Origin of the sequence: Pseudomonas sp. s4 (assembly GCF_046764235.1) — a bacterium.
Classification (GTDB): domain Bacteria; phylum Pseudomonadota; class Gammaproteobacteria; order Pseudomonadales; family Pseudomonadaceae; genus Aquipseudomonas; species Aquipseudomonas asiatica.
Window position 1 is genome coordinate 833,801 of record NZ_CP177209.1, and the last position, 21,950, is coordinate 855,750.

The 21,950-nt window shown below is 58.2% G+C and carries 20 protein-coding genes and 1 tRNA gene; 9 read left to right on the top strand and 12 right to left on the bottom strand.

The window, feature by feature from the left end:
* Nucleotides 1-66 precede the first annotated feature (66 nt).
* Complete coding sequence (locus ACK56M_RS03910; RefSeq protein ID WP_043935298.1) at nt 67-774, top strand: energy-coupling factor ABC transporter permease; 708 nt, start codon at nt 67-69, stop codon at nt 772-774.
* Nucleotides 775-1,011: 237 nt separating this feature from the next.
* Here ACK56M_RS03910 and yacG read toward each other — a convergent pair whose 3' ends face one another.
* Genes yacG through ACK56M_RS03930 form a run of 4 tightly spaced genes read right to left on the bottom strand, consistent with a single transcriptional unit; the run spans nt 1,012 to nt 3,909 of the window.
* Nucleotides 1,012-1,212: a DNA gyrase inhibitor YacG gene (gene yacG, locus ACK56M_RS03915; protein WP_003260624.1), complete on the bottom strand. Its 201-nt coding sequence runs from the start codon at nt 1,210-1,212 to the stop codon at nt 1,012-1,014.
* Nucleotides 1,209-1,832, bottom strand: coding sequence for a dephospho-CoA kinase (gene coaE / locus ACK56M_RS03920; protein WP_100413056.1), 624 nt, complete (start codon nt 1,830-1,832; stop codon nt 1,209-1,211). The genes yacG and coaE overlap by 4 nt, the downstream gene beginning before the upstream one ends.
* The gene (locus ACK56M_RS03925; RefSeq protein WP_102084225.1) at nt 1,832-2,698 is read right to left on the bottom strand and encodes a prepilin peptidase; all 867 of its coding nucleotides are present in this window, start codon (nt 2,696-2,698) and stop codon (nt 1,832-1,834) included. Before ACK56M_RS03925 ends, coaE begins: the two co-directional genes overlap by 1 nt.
* A gap of 2 nt (nt 2,699-2,700) precedes the next feature.
* Nucleotides 2,701-3,909 carry a type II secretion system F family protein gene (locus ACK56M_RS03930; RefSeq protein ID WP_015268864.1) on the bottom strand — a complete coding sequence of 403 codons (1,209 nt, stop codon included), beginning with the start codon at nt 3,907-3,909 and terminating at the stop codon, nt 2,701-2,703.
* A 215-nt stretch (nt 3,910-4,124) separates the two neighbouring features.
* On the opposite strand from ACK56M_RS03930, the gene ACK56M_RS03935 reads away from it, so the two are divergent.
* The 6 genes from ACK56M_RS03935 (at nt 4,125) to ACK56M_RS03960 (ending at nt 11,581) form a co-directional block, all read left to right on the top strand.
* Nucleotides 4,125-4,535 (top strand): pilin, encoded by a 411-nt coding sequence (locus ACK56M_RS03935; RefSeq protein WP_023660630.1) that lies wholly within the window; start codon nt 4,125-4,127, stop codon nt 4,533-4,535.
* A 71-nt stretch (nt 4,536-4,606) separates the two neighbouring features.
* Nucleotides 4,607-4,682 (top strand) — tRNA-Thr (locus ACK56M_RS03940).
* A 1,048-nt stretch (nt 4,683-5,730) separates the two neighbouring features.
* The gene (locus ACK56M_RS03945) at nt 5,731-6,555 is read left to right on the top strand and encodes a Hachiman antiphage defense system protein HamA (protein ID WP_411959255.1); all 825 of its coding nucleotides are present in this window, start codon (nt 5,731-5,733) and stop codon (nt 6,553-6,555) included.
* Nucleotides 6,545-9,658, top strand: a complete 3,114-nt coding sequence (locus tag ACK56M_RS03950; protein WP_253138628.1) for a DEAD/DEAH box helicase — start codon at nt 6,545-6,547, stop codon at nt 9,656-9,658. Before ACK56M_RS03945 ends, ACK56M_RS03950 begins: the two co-directional genes overlap by 11 nt.
* Before the next feature lie 640 nt (nt 9,659-10,298).
* Nucleotides 10,299-10,742, top strand: a complete 444-nt coding sequence (locus ACK56M_RS03955; protein WP_080563731.1) for a GFA family protein — start codon at nt 10,299-10,301, stop codon at nt 10,740-10,742.
* A gap of 611 nt (nt 10,743-11,353) precedes the next feature.
* Nucleotides 11,354-11,581, top strand: coding sequence for a hypothetical protein (locus tag ACK56M_RS03960; protein WP_232880223.1), 228 nt, complete (start codon nt 11,354-11,356; stop codon nt 11,579-11,581).
* Between the two features lie 658 nt (nt 11,582-12,239).
* Here ACK56M_RS03960 and ACK56M_RS03965 read toward each other — a convergent pair.
* Nucleotides 12,240-13,778 carry an MFS transporter gene (locus ACK56M_RS03965; protein WP_309672414.1) on the bottom strand — a complete coding sequence of 513 codons (1,539 nt, stop codon included), beginning with the start codon at nt 13,776-13,778 and terminating at the stop codon, nt 12,240-12,242.
* Between the two features lie 109 nt (nt 13,779-13,887).
* Here ACK56M_RS03965 and ACK56M_RS03970 point away from each other — a divergent pair, with 109 nt between their 5' ends.
* A complete protein-coding gene (locus ACK56M_RS03970) occupies nt 13,888-14,778 on the top strand; it encodes a LysR substrate-binding domain-containing protein (protein ID WP_015268872.1) in 891 nt (296 codons plus the stop codon).
* Nucleotides 14,779-14,941: 163 nt separating this feature from the next.
* On the opposite strand, the gene ACK56M_RS03975 is transcribed toward ACK56M_RS03970, so the two are convergent.
* The 5 genes from ACK56M_RS03975 to ACK56M_RS03995 form a co-directional block, all read right to left on the bottom strand.
* Entirely contained in the window at nt 14,942-16,195 is a 1,254-nt protein-coding gene (locus ACK56M_RS03975; protein ID WP_015268873.1) for an arsenic transporter, read from the bottom strand.
* Between the two features lie 76 nt (nt 16,196-16,271).
* Nucleotides 16,272-16,709, bottom strand: coding sequence for an MFS transporter (locus ACK56M_RS03980; protein WP_411959609.1), 438 nt, complete (start codon nt 16,707-16,709; stop codon nt 16,272-16,274).
* Nucleotides 16,710-16,806: 97 nt separating this feature from the next.
* On the bottom strand, nt 16,807-17,514 hold the full coding sequence (locus tag ACK56M_RS03985; RefSeq protein WP_411959256.1) for a PP2C family protein-serine/threonine phosphatase: 708 nt from the start codon (nt 17,512-17,514) through the stop codon (nt 16,807-16,809).
* Nucleotides 17,514-18,221 carry a hypothetical protein gene (locus ACK56M_RS03990; protein WP_411959257.1) on the bottom strand — a complete coding sequence of 236 codons (708 nt, stop codon included), beginning with the start codon at nt 18,219-18,221 and terminating at the stop codon, nt 17,514-17,516. Before ACK56M_RS03990 ends, ACK56M_RS03985 begins: the two co-directional genes overlap by 1 nt.
* A complete protein-coding gene (locus ACK56M_RS03995) occupies nt 18,218-18,865 on the bottom strand; it encodes a hypothetical protein (RefSeq protein ID WP_100413045.1) in 648 nt (215 codons plus the stop codon). Before ACK56M_RS03995 ends, ACK56M_RS03990 begins: the two co-directional genes overlap by 4 nt.
* Before the next feature lie 270 nt (nt 18,866-19,135).
* On the opposite strand from ACK56M_RS03995, the gene ACK56M_RS04000 reads away from it, so the two are divergent.
* Complete coding sequence (locus ACK56M_RS04000) at nt 19,136-20,065, top strand: malate dehydrogenase (RefSeq protein WP_411959258.1); 930 nt, start codon at nt 19,136-19,138, stop codon at nt 20,063-20,065.
* Nucleotides 20,066-20,221: 156 nt separating this feature from the next.
* Here ACK56M_RS04000 and ACK56M_RS04005 read toward each other — a convergent pair whose 3' ends face one another.
* A complete protein-coding gene (locus ACK56M_RS04005) occupies nt 20,222-21,046 on the bottom strand; it encodes an amino acid ABC transporter permease (RefSeq protein WP_411959259.1) in 825 nt (274 codons plus the stop codon).
* Entirely contained in the window at nt 21,043-21,864 is an 822-nt protein-coding gene (locus ACK56M_RS04010) for an ABC transporter substrate-binding protein (RefSeq protein ID WP_015268880.1), read from the bottom strand. Before ACK56M_RS04010 ends, ACK56M_RS04005 begins: the two co-directional genes overlap by 4 nt.
* Nucleotides 21,865-21,950 lie beyond the last annotated feature (86 nt).

Sequence of the window (21,950 nt, forward strand, 5' to 3'; positions counted from 1 at the left end):
AGTGAGGGTGCCAGCCTAGCGCAACCGAATGAAACGGAGAATGGGTGTAGACTCGGCGTTATCCACATGGCTGCAAGGGGCATTCGTCAGGTGATCAGCGCGCAGGTGTTGTCGGGCACCACCCTTACGCTTGGCTGGCTGGGATATGTGCCATTGCTGATCTGGGCGGTCAGCCAGGTGCGCTGGGTTGAGCTGTTCACCGACCGGCGCCGCCAGCATCTGCTGTTTGGCACGGTGTTCTGCCTGTTTGCCTTGTGGTTGGTGCGGCGCGATTTCGATACCGGTGTGTCGTACCACTTCATAGGCATGACGGCGGTCACGCTGTTGCTGGACTGGCCACTGGCGGTGCTTGGCGGGTTCATGGCCCAGCTCGGTTTGCTGGTGCTGGGGCGTCAGGACCTGGCGGCGCTGGGGGTGAATGGCTTGTTGCTGGTTGGCCTGCCGGTGCTGATCGCCGAGGCGTGCGCGATAGGGGTCGAGCGCGCCCAGCCGCGGAACCTGTTTGTGTATATCTTCTGTTCAGGGTTCTTCCCGGCGGCACTGACCGTGCTGGCCTGCCTGTCGACCGCGCTGGGGCTGTTGTGGCTGGACGGGCGCTTCGCCATGCCGGAGTGGCTCAGCGATTTTGTCGGCTACCTGTGGCTGATGATGTTCCCCGAAGCGTTCATCAACGGCACGGTGATCAGCGCGCTGGTGGTGTTTTGCCCGGAGTGGCTGGAAACCTTCAACCGCACGCGGTATCTGCAGGCGCCGTGGAAGGAGGATGATCGATAACTAACCAGGCCACCGCAGCGGTGCGGTCCTTGCTTGTAGGAGCGGCCTTGTGTCGCGAAAGGGCTGCGGAGCAGCCCCGGCGAACTTTGGGTTAACGCTGAAATCGAGGGCCGCTTTGCGGCCCATCGCGACACAAGGCCGCTCCTACAGGTACCGCGTCAGTCTTGAAGCTTGTGGGGTTGCCTGTGGGAGCGGGCATGCCCGCGAAACGGCCCGCGCAGCCACTTGGCTATCGGATCAATGCCGCGGCTCCAAATCCCCCGAGTACAGCTCATCCTCGGACTCTTCCGCCCCCGGAATCTTGTGCTCCTCCGCCGCCCAGGCCCCCAGGTCGATCAGCTTGCAACGGTCCGAACAGAATGGCCGGAACGGGCTTTTCTCGTTCCATTCCACAGGTGCGCCACAGGTCGGGCAATCGACGGTCAATGGCTGGCTCATGGCTGGCCTCCTCGTAAAGTCAGGTAAAAGTGGTGCAGGCGGTCAATCTGCTGATGCAGCGCGGCGAGGTCGCCGTCATTGACCACCACATCATCGGCATGGCGCAGGCGCTCCTCGCGGGCCAGCTGGGCCTTGAGAATGGCCTGTACCTGCTCGGCGCTGGTGTTGTCACGCGCCAGGGTACGCGCCACCTGCAGCTCCTGCGGCGCATCGATCACCAGCACCCGTTGGGTCTTCTGGTACTGGCCCGACTCGATCAGCAGCGGCGACACATACACCGCATACGGCGACTCCGCCTTGGCCAGGTAGCTGAAAATCTCCTGCCCGATCAGCGGGTGCAGCAATTGCTCCAGCCATTTGCGCTGCGCCGGGTCGGCGAATATCAGCTGGCGCAGTGCCGAACGATCGAGTTGGCCGTCCGCCTGCAGCACGCCGGCGCCAAAGCGCTCGACGATGCTGGCCAGGGCCGGGCGGCCAGGCTCGACCACCCAGCGCGCCGCCTGGTCGGCATCGACCAGATGCACGCCAAGCTCGACGAAACGCTCGGCAGCGGCGCTCTTGCCGCTACCAATGCCGCCGGTCAGGCCGAGAATCCAGGGGGTAAAGGCCGCAGTGGTCATCAGAATCCAAGCAGGTTTGTGTATGAGGCGTATATTTCATCACCCCAGAGCACGGCAATCCACCCCGCAATCGCCAGATAGGGGCCAAACGGGATCGCCGTGCCAATGGCATGGCGGCGCAAGCGCAACAGGCACAGCCCAGCCAGCGCCCCGACCACCGACGACAACAGCAGGGTCAACGGCAACACCTGCCAGCCACCCCAGGCCCCGATCAGCGCCATCAGCTTGAAGTCGCCATAGCCCATGCCCTCCTTGCCGGTAACCAGCTTGAACACCCAGTACACCGTCCACAGGCTGAGGTACCCGGCCACCGCGCCCCACAACGCACTGGTCAGCGGGACGTAGAGGCCGAAGGCGTTGACGATCAGCCCCAGCCACAGCATCGGCAACACCAGCGCATCCGGCAGCAACTGGTGCTCGGCATCGATCAGGCTCAGGGCCAGCAGGCACCAGGTCAGCGGCAGCGCCAGCAAGGCCTCGGGCGAAGCACCAAAGCGCCAGGCCACCACCAGCGACAGCAGCGCGCTGGCTAACTCCACCAATGGGTAGCGCGGGCTGATGCGGGTTTTGCAGGCTGAGCAACGCCCGCGCAAGGCCAGGTAGCTGATGACCGGAATGTTCTCCCATGCGCGAATCCGATGCGCGCAATGCGGGCAGCGCGAGGCGGGTAGCCACAGGTCGAAACGCTCGTGCGGCGTGGTCGGCAACTCCAGCATTTCCTGCGCCTCACGCTGCCATTGCCGCTCCAGCATGATCGGCAGGCGGTACACCAGCACATTGAGAAAACTGCCCACCAGCAGGCCGAGCACCGTGGCCAGGGTGAGAAAGTACGCCGGCTGCTCAGCCAGCAAAGTCCATAAAGTCATGTTCAGATCAAGCTACCCAACTGGAAGATCGGCAGGTACATCGCCACCACCAGGCCGCCCACCAGCAGGCCCAGGACCAGCACGATGGCCGGCTCCAGCAGGCTGGTCAACTGGTCCAGCGCCTGGCTGACCTGTTCCTCGTAATGGCTGGCGGCTTTTTCCAGCATCTGGTCCAGCGTGCCACTGGATTCCCCGATGGCGGTCAGTTGAACCAGCAGCGGCGGAAACAGCGGCTCAGCGGCCATCGCCTGGTGCAGCCCCTGCCCATTGGCCATGCCCTGGCGCAGCCGCAACACCGCCTGTTCATGCAGGTCGCCACCACTGACCCTGGCCACCGTGCCCAGCGCATCCAGTAACGGCACCCCGGCGGCGTAGGACGTTGCCAAGCTGCGCGCAAAGCGCGCCAGCGCCGCCTGCCCCAGCAGCGTGCCGAACACCGGCAAGCCCAGCACCCGGCGAGATATCCACAGGCGTGCTGGCGCGTGCTGCCGGTAGAGCTGGCGCATGGCAAAACCCAGCACCACGCCCATCACCAGCAACAGCGGCGCAAAGCGGCTCAGCCCTGTGGACAAGTCGATCACCCATTGGGTAAATGCCGGCAACGCCACGCCCATGCCAGAGAACATGCCCTCGAATTTCGGAATCACCTCCAGCAACAGGATCGCCGACACCCCCAGCCCCGTCAGCAACAGCAGCAACGGGTAGATCATCGCCTTGCGCACCTTCTTGTGCAGCACCCGACGCTGCTCCAGCATGCCTGCCAGCTGTTCCAGCTGCCGGTCGAGCGTGCCGGACTGCTCACCGACGCGCACCAGGTTGCAGTACAGCGCATCGAACCACCCCGGGTGGCGCTGCAACGCATCCGCCAGCCCCAGGCCCGAGGCCACATCCTGTTTCAATCTATCCAGCAATGCCGCCTGCGCCGCATCACAGCCACTGCGCCCCATCACCTCGAACGCCTGCAGCAGCGGCACCCCGGCCTTGAGCAAGGTCGCCAACTGCCGGCTGAACCCCGCCGGGTCGGCCTTTGCCTGCCGTTTCGGCAAACTGAACGTCAGCCCACCGGCAGGCCGCAAGCTGGCCACCTTGATGCCCTGGCGGATAAGCCCGGCACGCACATAGGCCGGGCTGCGCCCGGACGTTTGCCCGCTGACCGGCGCGCCGTTGGCGTCGGTGCCGTGCCAGGTGTAGAGGAGTGTGGATTGGGTCATGCAAGGTCCTTTTTCTGCCCGTGCGACAAGCCTGGAAACAGCTTGCCGCGCCCATGCAAGGGCGTGCGTCCGAGATGCTCACTAGAGTAGTTCAGCGAAGACGACGCCCGAGCGGGCAGGGGTGACAAAAGGTGTCTGTTCAGGCCTACTGCGCCGCTGCCAGCCGGGGTCGAGCCTGACCTCAACGAGTACGCGTATCAAAAAGGAAAACGTTCATGAAAGGGCAACGCGGTATCACCCTGATCGAACTGATGATCGTCGTCGCGATCATCGGCATTCTGGCGACCATCGCCTTACCGATGTACACCAACCACCAGTCACGCTCCAAGGCCGCGGCCGGGTTGCTGGAGATCAGCGCGCTGAAGACGGCGATGGACCTGCGATTGAATGATGGGAAGGATGTGGCGGATGTGGCCGCGCTGGGTGGCCAGCCGGCGACGGCACACTGTGCGATCACGGCTAGCGGCAAGGCGGCGGATGGCAGCGGGAGCATCGTTTGCACGCTGGTGGATGCGCCGGCCACTGTGCTGGGCAAGGCACTGACCCTGACACGTTCGGCTAGCGGGTGGGCGTGCACGACCGACATTGAAGAAGACCTGGCGCCGAAGGGGTGCAAGGCGCCTTGAGGGTAGGGCAATAAGTCAGGGGAAACAGGGGTTTGCGTAACGGGTGCGAGCAGTGGTACGTTGCGCTACACGCCGGTGTAGCTCAGTCGGTAGAGCAGCGCACTCGTAACGCGAAGGTCGCAGGTTCGATTCCTGTCTCCGGCACCAGATCTTTTTGGCACGATGCAGGTTTTCCTGGTTTCGGCCCCTCCAAAAATGCCCGCCTTGTGCGGGCATTTTTGTTTTCCCCAATCTGCTTTTGGTCGATCAGGTTACCTTCGGCCCTGCATTTTGGCCGAGTGAATGGTTAACTGCTTTTCACTTCCGGTTGCTCGGGTTTCAAGATAATGGGTGACTGGTATTTGGCTTTCGCCCAGTGTTTTCGGGGTGTTCGGCCAAATTTTTTTAGATAGTGTTTTCACTAGAGATATCTCAGATTGCCTGCCTGGTCACCGTAGCCAGCAGACACTCCGCAATAGCCTGTGGGAGCGGGTTCACCGCGAACACCGGCGAAGCCGGTGCCATTCACCGAGGTGCTTTCTTCCCGGATAACCCGGTCCTCCAGGGGTAGCCTCAGGCAAAGGGGCATGCCATACCTGCAGGAGTAACTGTCGTGCTCAATACGAAAATGGATGGCGTGATCCCTGTGGGAGCGGGCGTGCCCGCGAACACGGGCGAAGCCCGTGCCATGCACCGAGATGCTGACCCGCCGTAGGCGCGTAGAAAGAACAGTGCCAATGCAATTTTAACCAGCGACCCCGTGGTGTGAGTCCTGAAAACCACGGCAATGATTTTTGGCGGATCTCGCAAGCTGATAGCTCGCATGTTCCTGACCCATGTGATGGACACCAATTCCAGTACATCGCTTTGGTGTGCCGGACGCTCCTCTTTACTTTGCGATCCTCCAGCAACCTATCCGCTTGGTCGAATATTGCGCCAACCTGTGCTCGTCTCTTTCCTCTGTGTAGGGACTGAATACAACGGTGACAGCTGTGCCAGGACACGATAACTACACGGGTCGCGAGCTGACCTATGCCGCTTTGAGCTGCTGGAGTACTGGCCAGTAAGCCCGCAGGACCCAAGCCTGTGTGCCCGGAGAGCTTCTTAGGTGATGCTCTGGCACTGGGGATTCAATGGTGTCACTATGATTCCATAAGTAGCGATGGGTTTCATCGCTGTGTACAAGGATTGCTAGTAGTTTGTTGCAGGATCGCATATGACAACTCCATCCTATCTTCAGTGGTTAACCGATTCGGGCGCCGCCCTCACGTCAGCTTGCGGGAAACCCATCCCTGTGTGGGTGTTAGGCCATGACCTCGCTGATACTAAGATGATGAGTGACTGGGCACGGTACTTCCGAAGCCACTACTGCTCCGATGGAGAGCTGGCGTTTCTCAAGCCCCCAGGAATGTCCAACGCTGAGTACTTGAGGAATCTGAAATTTCCTCACCAGACAGAAAAACCTGGCCCAAGTATCAGGGCGGGTGATTTCGCGGAATTGCTGGTGGCGGATTACCTGGAATATGTTCGAGAGTATCTGGTATATCGCACTCGTTACGATAGAAAGACGATAACAAACGAATCTACTAAGGGGTCGGATGTTTTAGGTTTTAAGAAAAAACTAAACTTAATCAGCGACCAGGATGAGCTTCTGATTTTTGAGGTGAAAGCAAAAGCAAGTCCGACAAAAGGTAAAAGTAAGAAAGTTAACGTATTGCAGACAGCTATCGATCACTCTGTGAAAGATGAGGTCAGGCTAGCGGAGTCGTTAAATGCGATGAAGCAAAGGCTCTACGATAAAGGCGACCATGGTTCAATTGCAGTAGTTGGCCGCTTCCAGCAGGAATCTGACTATCCATATAAAAGACGCTATGGTGCAGCTGCGGTGTATACATCATCATCGGTAGATGCCCCGACTCTAGAACTATCAGATTCTAGCTCGCATCCCGGCAAAGATGTCCTTGAACTGATTGTTATCCACGGATCACTTCTGATGAAGCTGGTTCATGCCTTGTACGAGCGAGCAGCCGATGAAGCTTGAAGTAAACTCTAGGGTGATTTTAGATATCACTCGTGCTAAGGCGAAGCTGTATGAGTTTGGAATTGAGGAGCAATTTCATCTTGATATGGCCCAAGACCCTAGGCGTCTAGTTCTACTGACAATAGGGATTCTCGGTGAGCTATCAGCGGCGGAGGCAAGGAGCCCAGGTTCTGTGGATAGTTACAAGCAGGAATTGCAGGAGCAACTTGTGCTTGTGGGGCAGTATTTTGAATCGTTGACGACCAGTAAAATTACGTCTGGAATCGACGAGTACCTGACGATTCTTTCTTCCGCAGCATACTATCTGGCCGATATGCCTGGTAGTTCACTCGTAGTGGCGAGGCTTCTACCGCCTAACCCAGCGATACTTACGGATAGCTATCTCGAAGGGTATCTAGTATGGCTTCTTAAGCAGGGCCATGATGAGAGCTATTATGAGGTTGGCTCTGGGGTCTTTAATACCTTTGTATCGGTTCTCCATGCATGTTTTTCATCGTTCTTCCAGTTGGGCTCCGATATTGAGGCTGTCTTAGACGCAGCTGCGCAACTTCGCAAAGCCGTATACGAACGAGGTTCTGATCGAGAGATATTGTTGGTAGACACTATTTGCGCTGTAGTTTCTAGGCGTCTCCATACTTCCTCCATTATCTGCCTCCCGCAGTATACCGGAATCGATATCGATGAATGGGCACCGATCCTTAAGGAAGGTAAAACCGTCCGGGAGTTTTGGCCAGGCCAGCGACTTATAGCGGAAGCAGGTGTTCTGAATGGCAAGTCAGCCGTTATTCAAATGCCGACCAGCGCAGGGAAGACCAAATCAGCGGAAATCGTGATAAGAAGCGCATTCATGAACGGACGCGCAAATCTTGCCGTTGTGGTAGCCCCGTTTCGCGCCTTGTGCTCTGAGATCAAGAACGAATTTGAAAAATCATTCGCTAACGAGCGTGTCGGAGTTAACGAATTAAGAGATGTCAGCTATATTGATACTCATGAAGCGGAGTTTTTAAAGTTCTTGCTAGGCGATGAGTATAAAGGCAGTGTCGAAAACAATATTCTGATCTCCACTCCTGAGAAACTTGTCTATTTGCTGAGACAGAAGCCCGAGCTGGCGAAAAAAATTGGTCTGGTGATATTTGACGAGGGGCATCAATTCGATACTGGTACTCGGGGGGTAACGTATGAGTTGCTGATCTCATCTCTCAATGTTGCTCTGCCTGCTGATGCACAAAAACTGTTGATTTCTGCTGTGGTATCAAATGCAGAGAGTCTAAATGATTGGTTGAATGGCGAGTCGGGCATTTTCATACAGACTGGTAAAAAGCTCCCCGCAATAAAAAGTGTCGCATTCCTAAGTTGGGTTACAGATATGGGGCAGCTGAGCTATCTGGATAGCGATAACGTGAAAGATAGTGGGCTGTACGTTCCCAGGGTTATTCAAGAGACGAAGCTGAATAGGAAGAAAGGCGAGAGAAAAGATCGGTATTTTCCTGAAAGGAGCAAGTCGGCAAGTTGTGCATGCTATCTAGGTATTAGATTGGCCAGCCAAGGCCCAGTGGCTATGTTTTGCGGGACAAAAGCCACTGTTAAATCCACCTTAAAGCTAATAGTTGGAAATTACGAACGTGGTCTATCTCTGGCTCCCCCTTCGACCATAAGCGATTCTGGTGAGCTACTGCGGATAGCCAAGCTGATGAATATGCATTTTGGTGACGGGAATATCTATTCCAAAGCTATCGAATTAGGAGCCCTGCCTCACAGTACGGGAATTCCAAACGGCGTTCGGGTTTCTGTCGAATGGGCTATGAGTCACAACCAGGCACGATTAGTGGTATGCACGTCGACGTTGGCTCAGGGTGTGAATTTGCCTATCAAATATTTGATAATTTCGAGCTTGGCACAGGGAAAGAAGTGGATCAAGACTCGGGACTTTCAAAACTTAATAGGAAGGGCTGGCCGTGCGGGATATCATACTGAAGGCAGTATAATATTTTCAGATCAGAAGATCTATGATGGTCGCAGAACCTTGGCGGGTAGAAAAAGATGGGCAGATGTTTTGGGGTTGCTGGACTTTAGTAACTCTGAAGATTGCATAAGTAGTTTGCTGGAGTTGGTCAAACCCTTCGATCCGCTGTCGGAAGTAAATACCAGTCTGCAATTTTTAAAGGATCCATCCGAGGCCATCCAAAATCTAAAAAAATCATTTGGTCCTGAAGAAGCCAGGAAGTTGCCCTTGTACGCAGATATGGTATATAGGGCAAGCTTGGTGGAATCAATAGAAAGCTTTTTTTTGGCAATGATTAGGGAAAACCCTGCCACAGCAGAGTTGAGCAGCTTCGTTGAATTGTGTCACGGCACTCTTGCGTATCACCTATCAGGTCCGCAGCAAAAGGCGCATTTGGATGCAGCCTTTTTAATTTTTCACGATAGGATAAGTGCACTGCCAGCAGAGAAGTTTTCTTATTACGGGAAAACGTTGCTGGGTTTGGATGCTCTGAAACGAATCGATAACTGGTTAATTGACAACTCGTTTGAACTGGACCTTCAAGATGATGCAGTAGAAATGCTAACGCTTTTCTGGGACCTGCTTGAGGACGTTATTGGTGATAGGATGAGCCGTATTGAGCCAAGGGAGGCAAGATTTACGATAGCTGACATGTGGGTCAGGGGAGATAGTTACGACGATATTTACAAAAAAATGGTTAAGATGGGAGCTGTCATTCGGGCGGGCTCAATGCTTCGCAAAGTGACCCAAGAGGCGGTGGTAGATTTTACAGCGATGCTCGCATTCGACGGTATGTCTGTAATAGGAGCTTCTGCTGACATATTGGAGGAGACGACCGAAAATGAGACGGCTTACAATTTAGTTCGGCGTCTCCAAGAGAGTCTTCGTCTCGGATTGAAGTCTGACTTTGAAGTTTGGCTATACGGGAAGGGTTACACGGATCGAGAGGTCTGTAAGGTTTTGAATGACTCCCTTAAAGACGTGAGGAAGGAGAATATTGTGAATTTAAATATCTTATCTGAAAATATTGATTTAGTTAGAGAGGCCCTAAAAGACCTTCCCAGTGCGTACTCTCAGATAACTGAGCCTAGCCCGCTGTAATATTTCTAGGTGCGGTCCCGGAATGAGATGGCGCAGATAGATAGTGAATAGAATTCGCGGCATCGTTCCGGCGTACCCTGGCTCTTCATTGGCAGAGCATCAATCAAAAGAGCTAAAAATACCCGATTCGACTCCACCGAAATCCATAACTAGCTGATTTATAGATGCCCTATGAGGTACATCTAAAAATCCACCAAATTCCAGCCCCGCGAAGACCGGGCGCTCATGTCCAACAAACACCCGTCTGTCTCCCGCGCCAGAATTTTATGGTTTGATGCAGGTTATCCTGTATTCGGCCCTTCCAAAAAAGCCTGCCTTGTGCGGGCATTTTTGTTTCTTCCGTTTTCTGCTTTTGGCCGATCAGGCCACCTTCAGCCCAGCTTCTCGGCCGAGTGAATAGTCAGCGGTTTTTTCACTTCCGGTTGTACGGGTTTCAAGATAATGGGGGGCCGGCATTTGGCTTTCGTCCCATGGTTTCGGGGTGTTTGGCGAGATTCTTTAAGATAGTGCTTTAATCGGTCATAGATATTTTCAGATGGCCGAGCTTTCCATCAGTACCTCCAGCGGCTGATCCCGCCCGCTCGTCACACAACCCGCAGACCAACTGCTTTGTTTCCTCTGACACGACAAGAGAAACGCTATGACTGATGAAAAACACGATGATCGCCCTGTTTACCAGGCAGCCTGCCATTGTGGGACGGTGCGTTTTTCACTTCGCTTAACCGATGGTGTGCGTACAGCGCGCCGGTGCAACTGCTCGCTCTGCCGTATGCGGGGTGCAGTGGCGGTATCAGCCAACCTGGGCGATATCACTGTGACCCAAGGGCAGGATGCGCTCACCCTGTATCAGTTCAACACACGTGTTGCAAAGCACTACTTCTGCTCGAAATGCGGAATCTACACCTTCCACCAGCGCCGCTCCTCACCGGATCAATACGGGGTCAACGTTGCCTGTATCGAAGGCATGAGCCCATTTGACTTCCCGGAAGTCCCTGTCAGTGAAGGGCGGACTCATCCAAAAGACCGCGTAGGTGGAGGCTCATTGACTGCTGGATGGCTACGATATGAAAGCAGCCATGATTGATTCCGACTCTACGTGGGCATCGTGCCGAGAGCTGGATGGATACCATACAGCCCAAGACCCGTTTCCAGTGTCGCCGTTAGCCATGGCAACAACGCTAACCTAACTCGCAAATGCATGAACGGTGGGCCAGACATCATCATTGCGGCTGGCCCTCTGCTAAAGATCTCTGATGGCCATCTTCCTACGAAACGCATAGTCCTTTCCTACTCTCCGAAACTTGCGAAAACAGCCTCTCGGGAATAAAGTCCTCCCGTCGCCGAAGCATCGGTGATGCGACCTTGGCCGGTCGGAATCGAAAGGCGCATCAGCGCCCAGTCTTCATCGCAGGCGCTTTTTTTGTGCCCGTGATGTCGTGTTATGGCGGTGGTGCGCGGGACACCTTCGGGTGTGCCGGGCTCCTTTCGTCCCGGTCGGCCAACCCGCGTACTGCTGCCACCTTAACTTGCTTGGCCGCGAGCGGTGGCAGTTCCATCACGAAAGGAACTCATGCATGACCACCGAAAATCCGTTACAGATCCTCGCATTCGTTCTCCACCGTCGTTCCTCGACGGCCCTCAGCGATCTCACCTCCAGTCAATCTCGCTCTGTCTCTGCAACAAAGGAGGCACGTCATGACTGACCAAGAACGCCTATCCACCATCCAAAGCTACGCCTGGACCCTCGAACTGCTAGGCGAAGCCCTGGTGCAGCACGACGAAATGCTGGAATGCGAACACAATCCCCACCTGAGCTTTCGCAACACTGCCGGTATCCACCAGGCGATCCGGATCATCAGCCGTTTGGCCAGTGAGCAGTGTGGGAAGGTGATGGAGCGAAACGGGCAGAACCCTGTTAGTTAGGCAGGATCATTGATGAGCGGCGGGCCGGATATCACGCTTGCGGCTGGCCCTCTGCTAATGGCCTCCTGGTGGTTTATTCCTGTCGGGTAGGGTTATGGGGCTGCTGCGCAGCCCATCGCAGGCAAGCCAGCTCCTACAGGGACCGCGCTAGTCCCTCCAGCACGACGAAATGCTGGAGTGCGAACACAACCCACACCTGAGTTTTCGCAACACTGCCGGTATCCATCAGGCGATCCGGATCATCAGCCGTTTGGCCAGTGAGCAGTGTGGGAAGGTGATGGAGCGAAACGGGCAGGACCCTGTTAGTTAGGCAGGATCATTGATGAGCGGCGGGCCGGATATCACGCTTGCGGCTGGCCTTCTGCTAATGGCCTTCTGGTGGTGTATTCCTGTCGGGTAGGGTTATGGGGCTGCTGCGCAGCCCTTCGCAGGCAAGCCAGCTCCTACAGGGACCGCGCTAGTCCCTCCAGCACGGCGAAATGCCGGAGTGTGAACACAACCCGCACCTGAGCTTTCAAAACACGGCCGGTATCCATCAGGCGATCCGGATCATCAGCCGTTTGGCCAGTGAGCGGTGTGGGAAGGTCATGGAGCGAAGCGGCCAGGCCCCTGAGCGTTAGGCAAGATCCCGTTGTTGCGTGTAATCGCCATGCCGTCGTCAGCCCCGCACCGAATCGGAGGCTGGCAGGCTGCTGTGAGGCGCTTTGGCACGCCTTGCCTGCTCGTCTTGACCAAGCAAGAAGAACGCCGCTCCAGCCGACAACACGGTGAACCCGATCAGCACCAGAACCAAGGTGCCGAAGCCGTCCAGATACGCAGCCTGCAGCAGCATCGGGTCGACGCCCTGAACCTGGCCCAGGTCGCCCATCAACAGGCGCTGCGCCAGTTCGCTGTAATCGCCGGCAGGCAGTACGCGCCCAAGACTGTTACCTACCAACGCGGTGAGCAGGGCGATGGTGATCGCCAGGGCGACACCTTCGCCGGCTACCCGGGTGGTGTTGAAGATGCCGGCGGCCATGCCTGCTTGCTCTTTGGGGATCACGCTAACCGCCAGCCCGTCCATCAGGCCCCAAGGGAAACCGGTGCCGATACCAATCACCAGCATTGCCAGCACCAGTTGCTGGTAATCGCCAATAGCGGCATGGGCCAACAGGTACAACCCCGCAGCCGCCACCAGGAAGCCTGCAGCCGACAGCACGCCAGCACTTACCCAGCGGGTCAACCAGGCGGCCAGCAGCGGGACCACCAGCATCGGCGCCGACAGTGCCAGCATGGTCAGGCCGCTGTGCATCGGGGCGATGCCTTCTACGCCGATCAAGCGAAACGGAAGCAGTACGATCAGCACGATGTAGCAATAACAGGTGCCGATCGGCAGAATCTGCACCCCGACAAAGCGCGGGTATTTCAGCAGGCTCAGCTCGAGCATCGGCTGCCTGGCGCGCAGCTCGATGGTCACGAACGCCAGCAAGCTCAGTGCCGCGCCGCCGAACAGGCCCAGGATCAGCGGGGAGCGCCAGCCGGCCTGCGGCCCCAGGATGATCGCAGTGGTAAACAGTGCGAGCATGCTCGAGAAGGCAAGCACACCGGGCAGGTCCAGCTCGGGCGCTTCGGGGTTAAAACTTTCGCGCATCCGTGACAACGCCGCCAGCAGCGAGATCGCAGCAAGGACCGCGGTGCTGACGAAGATCGAGCGCCAGCCGAACTGTTCGATCAGCAGGCCGCTGACCATCGGCCCGAACGCCAGGCCCAGCCCGAACGTGGTGCCAAGCAGGCTGAACGCACGCGTGCGGGCCTGGTCCTCGAACTCTTGGGCCAGGGCGGCGGAACCGCTGGCCAGGGCAGCGGCGGCGGCAACGCCCTGCACCGCCCGCAGGGCATCAAGCCAGACAATGCTGTAGACGCTCGCCAGCAGGATGCTGACGATGACGAACAGGGCCAGGCCCAGCGTGAACAGGCGCTTTCGCCCGTAAATGTCCGACAGGGTTCCGGCTGCCATCAGCAGGCTGCCGAAACTGAGCATGAAGGCGTTGGTGATCCAGGTAAGCGAGGACGGCTCGGCATCGAAGGCCTTGCCGATGGCAGGCGTGGCCACGGCGCCACCGGTGAAACTCAGCGGCAGCACCAGGGCGGCCAGGCAGATGGCTGCCAGAACATGGTAACGGCCCGCGTGCGGGGTGTGATCAGTAGCCTGATCCATTGCGCTATCCCTCCTGTTGTAGCTCCGTGTGCGTTAAATCTATAGTGGCCGCAATGCTGGATAAACAGGCTGGAACTCCACTCATAATGGACAAAAGGGAAGTAATGCCATGGAAAGCCTGAACGGCATCCTCGCCTTCGTGAAAACCGCCGAGTCGTTGAGCTTTGTCAGCGCGGCGCGGGCGATGGGTATTTCCGCATCGGCGGTCGGCAAGAACGTTGCCCGCCTGGAGAGTTCGTTGAAAGTGCGGCTGTTCCAGCGCAGTACGCGCAAGGTCAGCCTGACGGCGGAAGGCCAACTGTTCTATGAGCGCTGCCGGCGCATCCTCGACGACCTCCAGGATGCGGAGGCCATGCTGTCCCATGCGATACAGGCCCCGCGTGGTCGCTTGCGGGTCAGCCTCCCGACCATCGGCTACCGTTTTCTGCTGCCGTTGATGCCGGCCTTTCGCAAGGCATACCCTGAAATCGAACTGGAAATGGACTTCAACGACCACCTGGTCGACCTGATCGACGATGGCTTCGATGTGGTGATCCGCAGTGGTGGGCTAGCCGATTCAAAATTGATGTCGCGCAAGCTCGGGCCGTTCCGCTTTGTCCTGTGCGCAGCGCCTACCTACCTGGCACGCAAGGGGCGGCCCCAGACGCTAGCCGACCTGGAGCGACACGACTGCCTGCGCTATCGCTTTGTCACGACCGGCAAGATCATGGACTGGAGCCTCGGCGCCGATCCCGAGATTACCCAGTTGCGCTTACCCACGGTGCTGACGCTGAACAACATGGAGGCAATGCTGATGGCTGCGGTGGACGGCCATGGTATCGCCTACATGCCGGACTTTCTGGTACGTGAATCGGTCAGGACTGGCGCACTGGAAAGCCTGCTTGATGCGCATACCTCCGACCAGGGCCAGTTCTGGGCGCTGTGGCAATCGAGCCGCCACCTGTCGCCGAAGATCCGAGTGTTCGTCGACTTCATCGCCGAGCGTTTGTTCAAGGCGTAAGTTGCCAGGCCATAAATCATTGAGTTGGCAGTGACCTTGTGGGAGCGGGTGTGTCGAGGCGTCGAACCGCCGCGAACACCGGCGCAGCCGGTGCCAGGCATCGCGTTGGATTCTTCGCGGGCACGCCCGCTCCCACACGGTACGCGGACCGCTTGCGAGCGCTTCACAAATGAAGCAACCCCAACGCCCCGATCAAGGCAGGCGGCATTACCAGTGCCCCCAGGCGCAGGAAGTCCAAGGCACCGACGTGTTCGCCTTCACGGCGAACGGCAACCAGCCAGAGCAAAGTGGCCAGGGAGCCGGTAATCGACAGGTTCGGACCGAGGTCGACGCCAATCAGCAGCGCCGCAGTAGTTTTCGCGGGTAAATCGACAATATGGCCAACGGAACCTGCGATCAGGCCGGTCGGCAGATTGTTCATCAGGTTGCCGGCGATAGCCGCGACCACGCCGGCGCCCCAGCTCGCCTGGTGCTCGGAGCTGCGCGCCAGCGCGGCCAAGCCATGGGCCAGGTGCTCGATCACACCCGTCTGTGCCACCGCTTCCACCAGTACGAACAGGCCCGCGACCAACGGCAGTACGCCCCATGCCACACCTTTGAGCACCGGCATCGGGTTGCGCCGTTGGCGCAGGTGGATCAGCCCGGCCGTGGCGATGCCGGCGCAGAAGGTGGGCAAGCCGAGCTGCCGGTCCAGGGCGGAGGTCAGCAGCAACAGGGCGCCTGTCAGCACGATACCCAGCGCGCACAAGCGTGCACCGCTGGACAGCGGTTGCATGTCGATAGTCGTTGCCAGGGGCTGGCGTATCTGTTTGCGCTGGGCCAGCCGCAGCACAAGGTAGGTCAGGCCGATGGCCGCAAGCGACGGCAAGGTGAACTGCCGCAGCCAATCCAGCAACGGCGGCATCTGGCTGCCGAACACTACCAGGTTGGCCGGGTTGGAAATGGGCAGCACAAAACTGGCGGCATTGGCGATGAAGGCACAGATGAACAGATAGGGCAGCGGCTCGGCCTTGGCCGCCCGGCATGCGGCATACACTGCTGGGGTAAGCACCACAGCCGTGGCATCGTTGGAGAGGAACACCGTTACCAGTACCCCCACCAGGAATACCAGGTCGAACAGGCGCTGGCCGGAGCCCCGGGCATGCTGCACCGCGTACATGGCCAGCCAGTCGAACAGCCCTTCCTGGCGTGCCAGTTCGGCCAGCACCATCATACCGATCAGAAACAGGTAAACATCGCCACCCTCGGCGACAGCGCCGAGGGCCGTGGGTAGTGGCACCAGGCCAAACGCGGTCAGCAATACAGCGGCGCCGACTGCCCAGACATATTCCGGCACCCGCCAGGGGCGCAGGATTACCCCACCGGTCGCAACGGCGGCGACGGCCCAGATGAGCGAGGATGGATCAAATACAGGCATGCAGTTTACTCAGGTGAATGAATGAGTTGGCGCGGCTTGGCCGGGTGCCAGCCTTTGGTGGATGGCGTGCAGCACGCTATATCGTGTCAACGTTATTTGGCTGAGCTGGCAATTGCCGGCTTGGGTGTCCCTTCCTAAGGCCTGCCTGATAGGTGAGTAGCCCGATTGCAGCCACGATACCCAGAACGACGAAGGCTGTGCCATAGCCGAAATGTTGCGCGATCCAGCCGGCAAGTGCGTGGCTCATGGCCGCGCCTATTCCCTGTATCGTCATCACTGCATCAAGCCCTGCATTGATGTGCCCAGTGCCGCGCAGGATGGAAGCGACAAGCCCAGGCAAGGCGACACCCAGCAGGCCTGCCCCGATTCCATCAAGGGCCTGTACCGGAATCAGGGCCCACGGGGACTCCCAGCAACCGGCGATCAGCCCGCGCAAGGGCAAGGCCAGGAGGGCGGCAAGGATCAGTGCCCGATACCCGTGCCGAGAGGCATGCCGCCCGGCCCAAAGCGCCACGGGAATCAATCGATGTCATGTGGATGGAAACAGCGCAGTTTTTTAGGTATGCGCTGTGCTAGTGAGGGGCTACCATTCTGCCTGCCAGCACAACGCGTCAGGCCGAAGTAGTAGTCACTGTGCTCGGAATGCATTCCCGGAAATTGTCGCAGTCCGCCTGTAGTTCAATGGCTGGCTCACCATATTCCAGGCTTAGCATGCTAGCGTCATCGTTGACGCTTTGCAGTTCGATACCCGAATGTAGATGTTCATGCCAGTACCCGTCACTGCATAGCAGCAGCCGTCCATCCCATGGGAGTTGTGTCATCTGCCAGTCCGGAATGCAAAAGCGCCTTGCGTTCAGTGAGCGGGTCAGCAGATGCCGTGATTCGTTAATCCCCGAGATCTCCCCCGGCCAAATCGCCTGTTCCTGCAGATTGTGCGGCCTGTTCACCCAGTTGATGGGCATGCCGGGTCGCTGGAGTCCCACCAGGCAATCGCCAACATGCCCAACATGGATCAATTGCTGCTGAAGGTCGATGAGTACGCAGCAATAGCTGGCGATGGCGTGTAGATAATCTTGTCGCAAGCGTTGCTGTTCGGCACGCATGATACTGACCAGCCCTTCGGGGCTCAGTTGCTGGGCCTCTCCAACTGCAACGTCGACCACGGTACGGGACCAGTGTCGGGCGAGGCCTTGTCCGTCGCCTCTTTCGGCAGCATCCACGAGAATGGCCAACACGTAGTCACCATTGCGCCCGAAAGCTGCTGCATCGTTGTTGCTGAGCCGTGCCTTGCCCTGGCGACTGAGCCAGCCAATCTGCATCAGCGGTTCACTCCTGCCAGGGCTTCTAACCGTTCGAACAGCAGACCTTCGCGATCCGCATCGCCTCTGGCCTGGGCGTTGACTGCATATTCAAAGTTCCTGTCAGTCAGTAGCTGACCAATCTCCTGGCTGATGTAGTCGCGTACTTCGATAGAGGCAGATTCGATTTCGTCTGCTAGCTCCGGGCGCCCGTCAATCAAGTTGAGGATATCTTCTATGTCACGGCTCGACAGGGCATCCCCCTGTCCGCGCCCTGTCCAGGCTTCCAGTTTGGTGGCCATGAAGTACACGGGGCTGACCAGGTTGATAGTAACTTCCTCCTCTAGGTCATAGGCTGTAGAAGAGGCCATTGCGTCTTTGTACCAGCGGTTGCTGAATCCAAGGGAATCGTCGTCCGGCATGAAATCGACGCGAAGATCGCCAAGTTTCATCGCGCAAATGGGGAAGTCATCAACATCTTCTTGTGGGCTGACCCGGAAACCGCGCGCGCTGAGCGTCTCCTGCAAACGGGCGAAGCCTATGGGGCCCATGACGTGCACGATCAGGTCAACATCGTCGGTACTGCGTACTTGCTCCCGGGTGAAAGCGTCCGTCAGTAGCAAGCCCGTGGTGCAGCCACCAACAAAGGTCATCTGCTGGCGAAGTTCGGGCCCCAATGCTTTGGCAACCTCGCATAGCATGCTTCGAAGGGTACTGAAAACGCTCATGGCAACTCCAGGCGATCCTGCAGCAGTTCTGCCGCAAGGTTTCGTTCGCGGGGTTGTCCCAGCCGTATGGCATCGACCAGTGCTAGCAGGGCGTACATTTCCGGATCTCTTCGAGCGGCATCTGCTGCGGTCTTGAACAGCGGCTCGATCTTCATTCCCATGGTATTGCCACGGGCATATGACCAGACCGGCACATGCTCACCAGCGCTAATCAAGCTCTTGTCCAGAACTGGCGCTGCAAAGCTGGTTGCAATGCCACGAGTCAGCTCTCCGGCTCGAACCGGAAAAACATACTTCAGACCGTAAACGATGAACTCAAAAAGGGCCTTGGTGTTCGCTCTAGGCACGCCCGATTTGCGGTCAGCTTTGACCAATCCAATTTGCGTGCAATGCTTCAAGGAGATGTTTATCTGGGTCTTGCTGATGCCCGTTTGTAGCTCCAGTGCTCGGGCGGTGTAGGAAGAGAAATGTGGGGTCCCCTCCTCAAAAAAATCTGGCTGCCCCTGGTAACGCGGAATGTGGTCATCGCTTTCCTCCTCCCAGTCTTTCCAGTCGTGCGGCCACGCCCCCACAGCCTTTCCATGCGACTCATGCCGGTGGAGGCAAACTAGCTTGAGTAATAAACCTATGTCTTGACCTTTCATATGATATTTCACCTATTTGTCCCTGGTCCCGGGACATGGGACAAAGAGAGCACGCTGACTGCTGCAGTGCAAGCAGTGAAATGAATTTTTTGTGAATTGAGGGCGCGGACCCCTGCGGCGCATGGCACGAGCTTCGCCCGTGTTTTCCGATAGCTCGCGGCTCCAGGCGACGCATACATTTGCCTTCGAGTGGCCTTTTCCCCTCAGCGGTCAATACTTCTGTGTATCGCAGGCGTGTTCCTGGTGGCGCGCGCCGCTGGGAGGTGTCGTGTGAACAAACTGACAATCGTGGGTGCCGGCATGGTCGGCGAGGCGGCGGCGCAGATCATCGCTCGGGAAGAGTTGTGCCGTGAGCTGGTGTTGATGGATGTGCAGGGCGAGATGGCGCAAGGCAAGGCGCTGGATGTGTGGCAGGCGGCAGTCGAGTCGGGTTCCGATACCCGGGTTCACGGCGGGGCCAAGGCTGAAATGCTGGACGGCTCTGAGCTGGTGGTCATCACTGCAGGCGTGCCGCGCAAGCCGGGGCAGTCGCGTCAGGATGTACTGAGTATCAACCTGCCAATCCTCGACGGCATCATGGCCGACATCAAGCTGCATGCACCAACTGCGACCGTGCTGGTGGTGTCGAACCCGGTCGATGTGCTCACCTATCGCGCCTGGAGCCTGAGTGGGCAGGGGCGCACCAAGGTGTTCGGCCAGGCGGGGGTGCTGGATACCGCACGCATGAAGTGTTTCATCGCCGAGCAGACCGGGTTTTCTGCCCGGGATATCACGGCGCTGGTCCTGGGCGGGCATGGCGACAGCATGGTGCCGCTGATGCGCTACTGCCAGATCGGTTCGGTGCCGTTGTCGCACTTCCTGTCCAGTGAGCAGATCGAGCAGATCGTCGAGCGCACCCGCAAGGGTGGTGGCGAGATCCTGGGGCTGAAGAAGCTGGGCAGCGCCTGCGATGCGCCGGGCGTGGCGATTGCGCAGATGGTCGATGCGATCGCCAACGGGCGAAACCGCATCTTGCCGGCGGTGGCGATCCTGGAAGGCGAGTACGGGCGCACGGATATTGCCATGGGTGTGCCCTGCGTACTGGCAGAGGATGGGCTGGCGCGGGTGATCGAGTTGCCGCTGGATGCGCAGGAGCAGGCGATGTTCGACCAATCGGCTGATCAGGTGGCGCGGGATATTGCTGAAATGAAGGCGCTGTAACGCTGTGGGAGTGGCTTTAGCCGCGAAGAATCCAACGCGGTGCATGGCACCGGCTGCGCCGGTGTTCGCGGCTAAAGCCGCTCCCACAGTGTCCCTGCTAATTCAATGAGTTTACGTGCAGTTCAATAAGGGGGGGCTGCCAACCCAGCCTGGCCCCTAGCGCTGGTAAGCCTTGCCAAAATGCCGCTCCAGCCGCGCCTGCACCAGCTCGAGCAGGATCGACAGCACCCAGTAGATCACCGCCGCCGTGGTCAGCATCTCCAGGTACCGATAGCTCGACCGCCCGTACGACTGCGCCAGGAACATCACCTCCCATACCCCCATCACCGATATCAGCGATGAATCCTTCAGCATCGAGATGAACTGGTTGGCCGTAGGCGGAATGATCACCCGCATGGCCTGGGGCAGGACGATATGCCAGAAGATCTGCGGCGTGCGCATGCCCAGCGCCAGCGCCGCTTCACGTTGCCCGCGCGCGACGCCGAGGATGCCGGCGCGGAAGATTTCGCTCAGGTAGGCCCCGTAGTTCAGCGACAAGGCGATGATGCCGGCGCTGATGGCGCCCGGTACCAGGCCCAGCTGTGGCAGCCCCAGGTAGATCAGCAGAATCTGGATCAGCAGGGGTGTGCCGCGGAAGAACGAGGTGTAGAAGCTGGCGACACCCACCAGCACCGCGCTGTTCGACAACCGCGCCAGCGCGGCGGCGAAGCCGAACAGCACCGACACCAGCATCGAGCACAGGCACAGGAAAAGGGTCAGTGCCGCGCCTTGCAGAAAGCCGTTGGGCCCCAGCTTGAAACCGGCGAGGTTCGGAAACTTCTCCAGGATGATCGAGAACTTCAGATCGAAACTGAGGAAAAACGCGACGAACAGGCCAAACAGCGCCAGCCAGGTTAGCAACAGCCGGGTGCGAAAGCCGAACAGGCCGGCACCCGTGGGCTTGGCCACGGGCTTGGGGGAGGAGGAGGGGAAGGTGCTCATTTGCTGATATCGGCGCCAATCCATTTCTGCGACAGCTTGGCCAGGGTGCCGTCAGCCTTCAACTCGGCAAACACCTGGCGCACCTTGGCATCCCACTCGGGGTCGCCTTTCTCGATGGCCACCGAGTTCGGCTCTTCATACAGCGGGGCACCTGCCAGCTTGAAGCGCTTGTCCTGGTCCAGGCGCGGCTGCGCGGTCACCAGGTTGGTGAGGATTGCGTCCAGGCGTACGCCGGCGCCCAGGCCAAGGTCCTGGAAGGCGACGTTGTCGGTGTCGTAAGGCGCAATCTGCACGAAGTCGAAGGGGTATTCGATCTTCTTGTCTTCGTCGCCTTCGATGACCAGGTTCTTGTTCAGGTAGCTTTCATAGCTCGATGCACTGGTCAAACCCACCTTGCGGCCTTCCAGGTCCTTGGCACCATGGATACGCTCATCCTTGGCATTGACCACGATCACCGCAGGCGATGCGTAGTACTTCACCGGGAAGTCGAAAACTTCGGCGCGGGCCTTGCTGGGGGTCATCGAGCAGATGCAGATGTCGTAGCGGCCGCTCCAGCGGCCTGCGGCGATCACGTCCCACGAAGGGGTTTCCAGCCGCAGCTTGACGCCGAGCTTGTCCGCCACGGCCTTGGCCACATCCACGTCGAAACCGTCCAGCTGGTTCTGGTCATTGAGGAAGGAAAACGGTGGGTAGCTTTCCATCAAAACGTTGACCAGTTCCTTGCGCGATTCAACCCGCTCCAGCGTGGCACCGGCAAAGGCCTGGGAAGCAGTTGCGAGCAGCACAAGGCCCGCACCGAGCACAGTAGAAAATCGCATGGACATACCTGAAATGTTGGCCAATTATAGGAAGCGGTATTTAATAGTTATAAATGTCACCTACATAATGAATTTTATTCATAAGC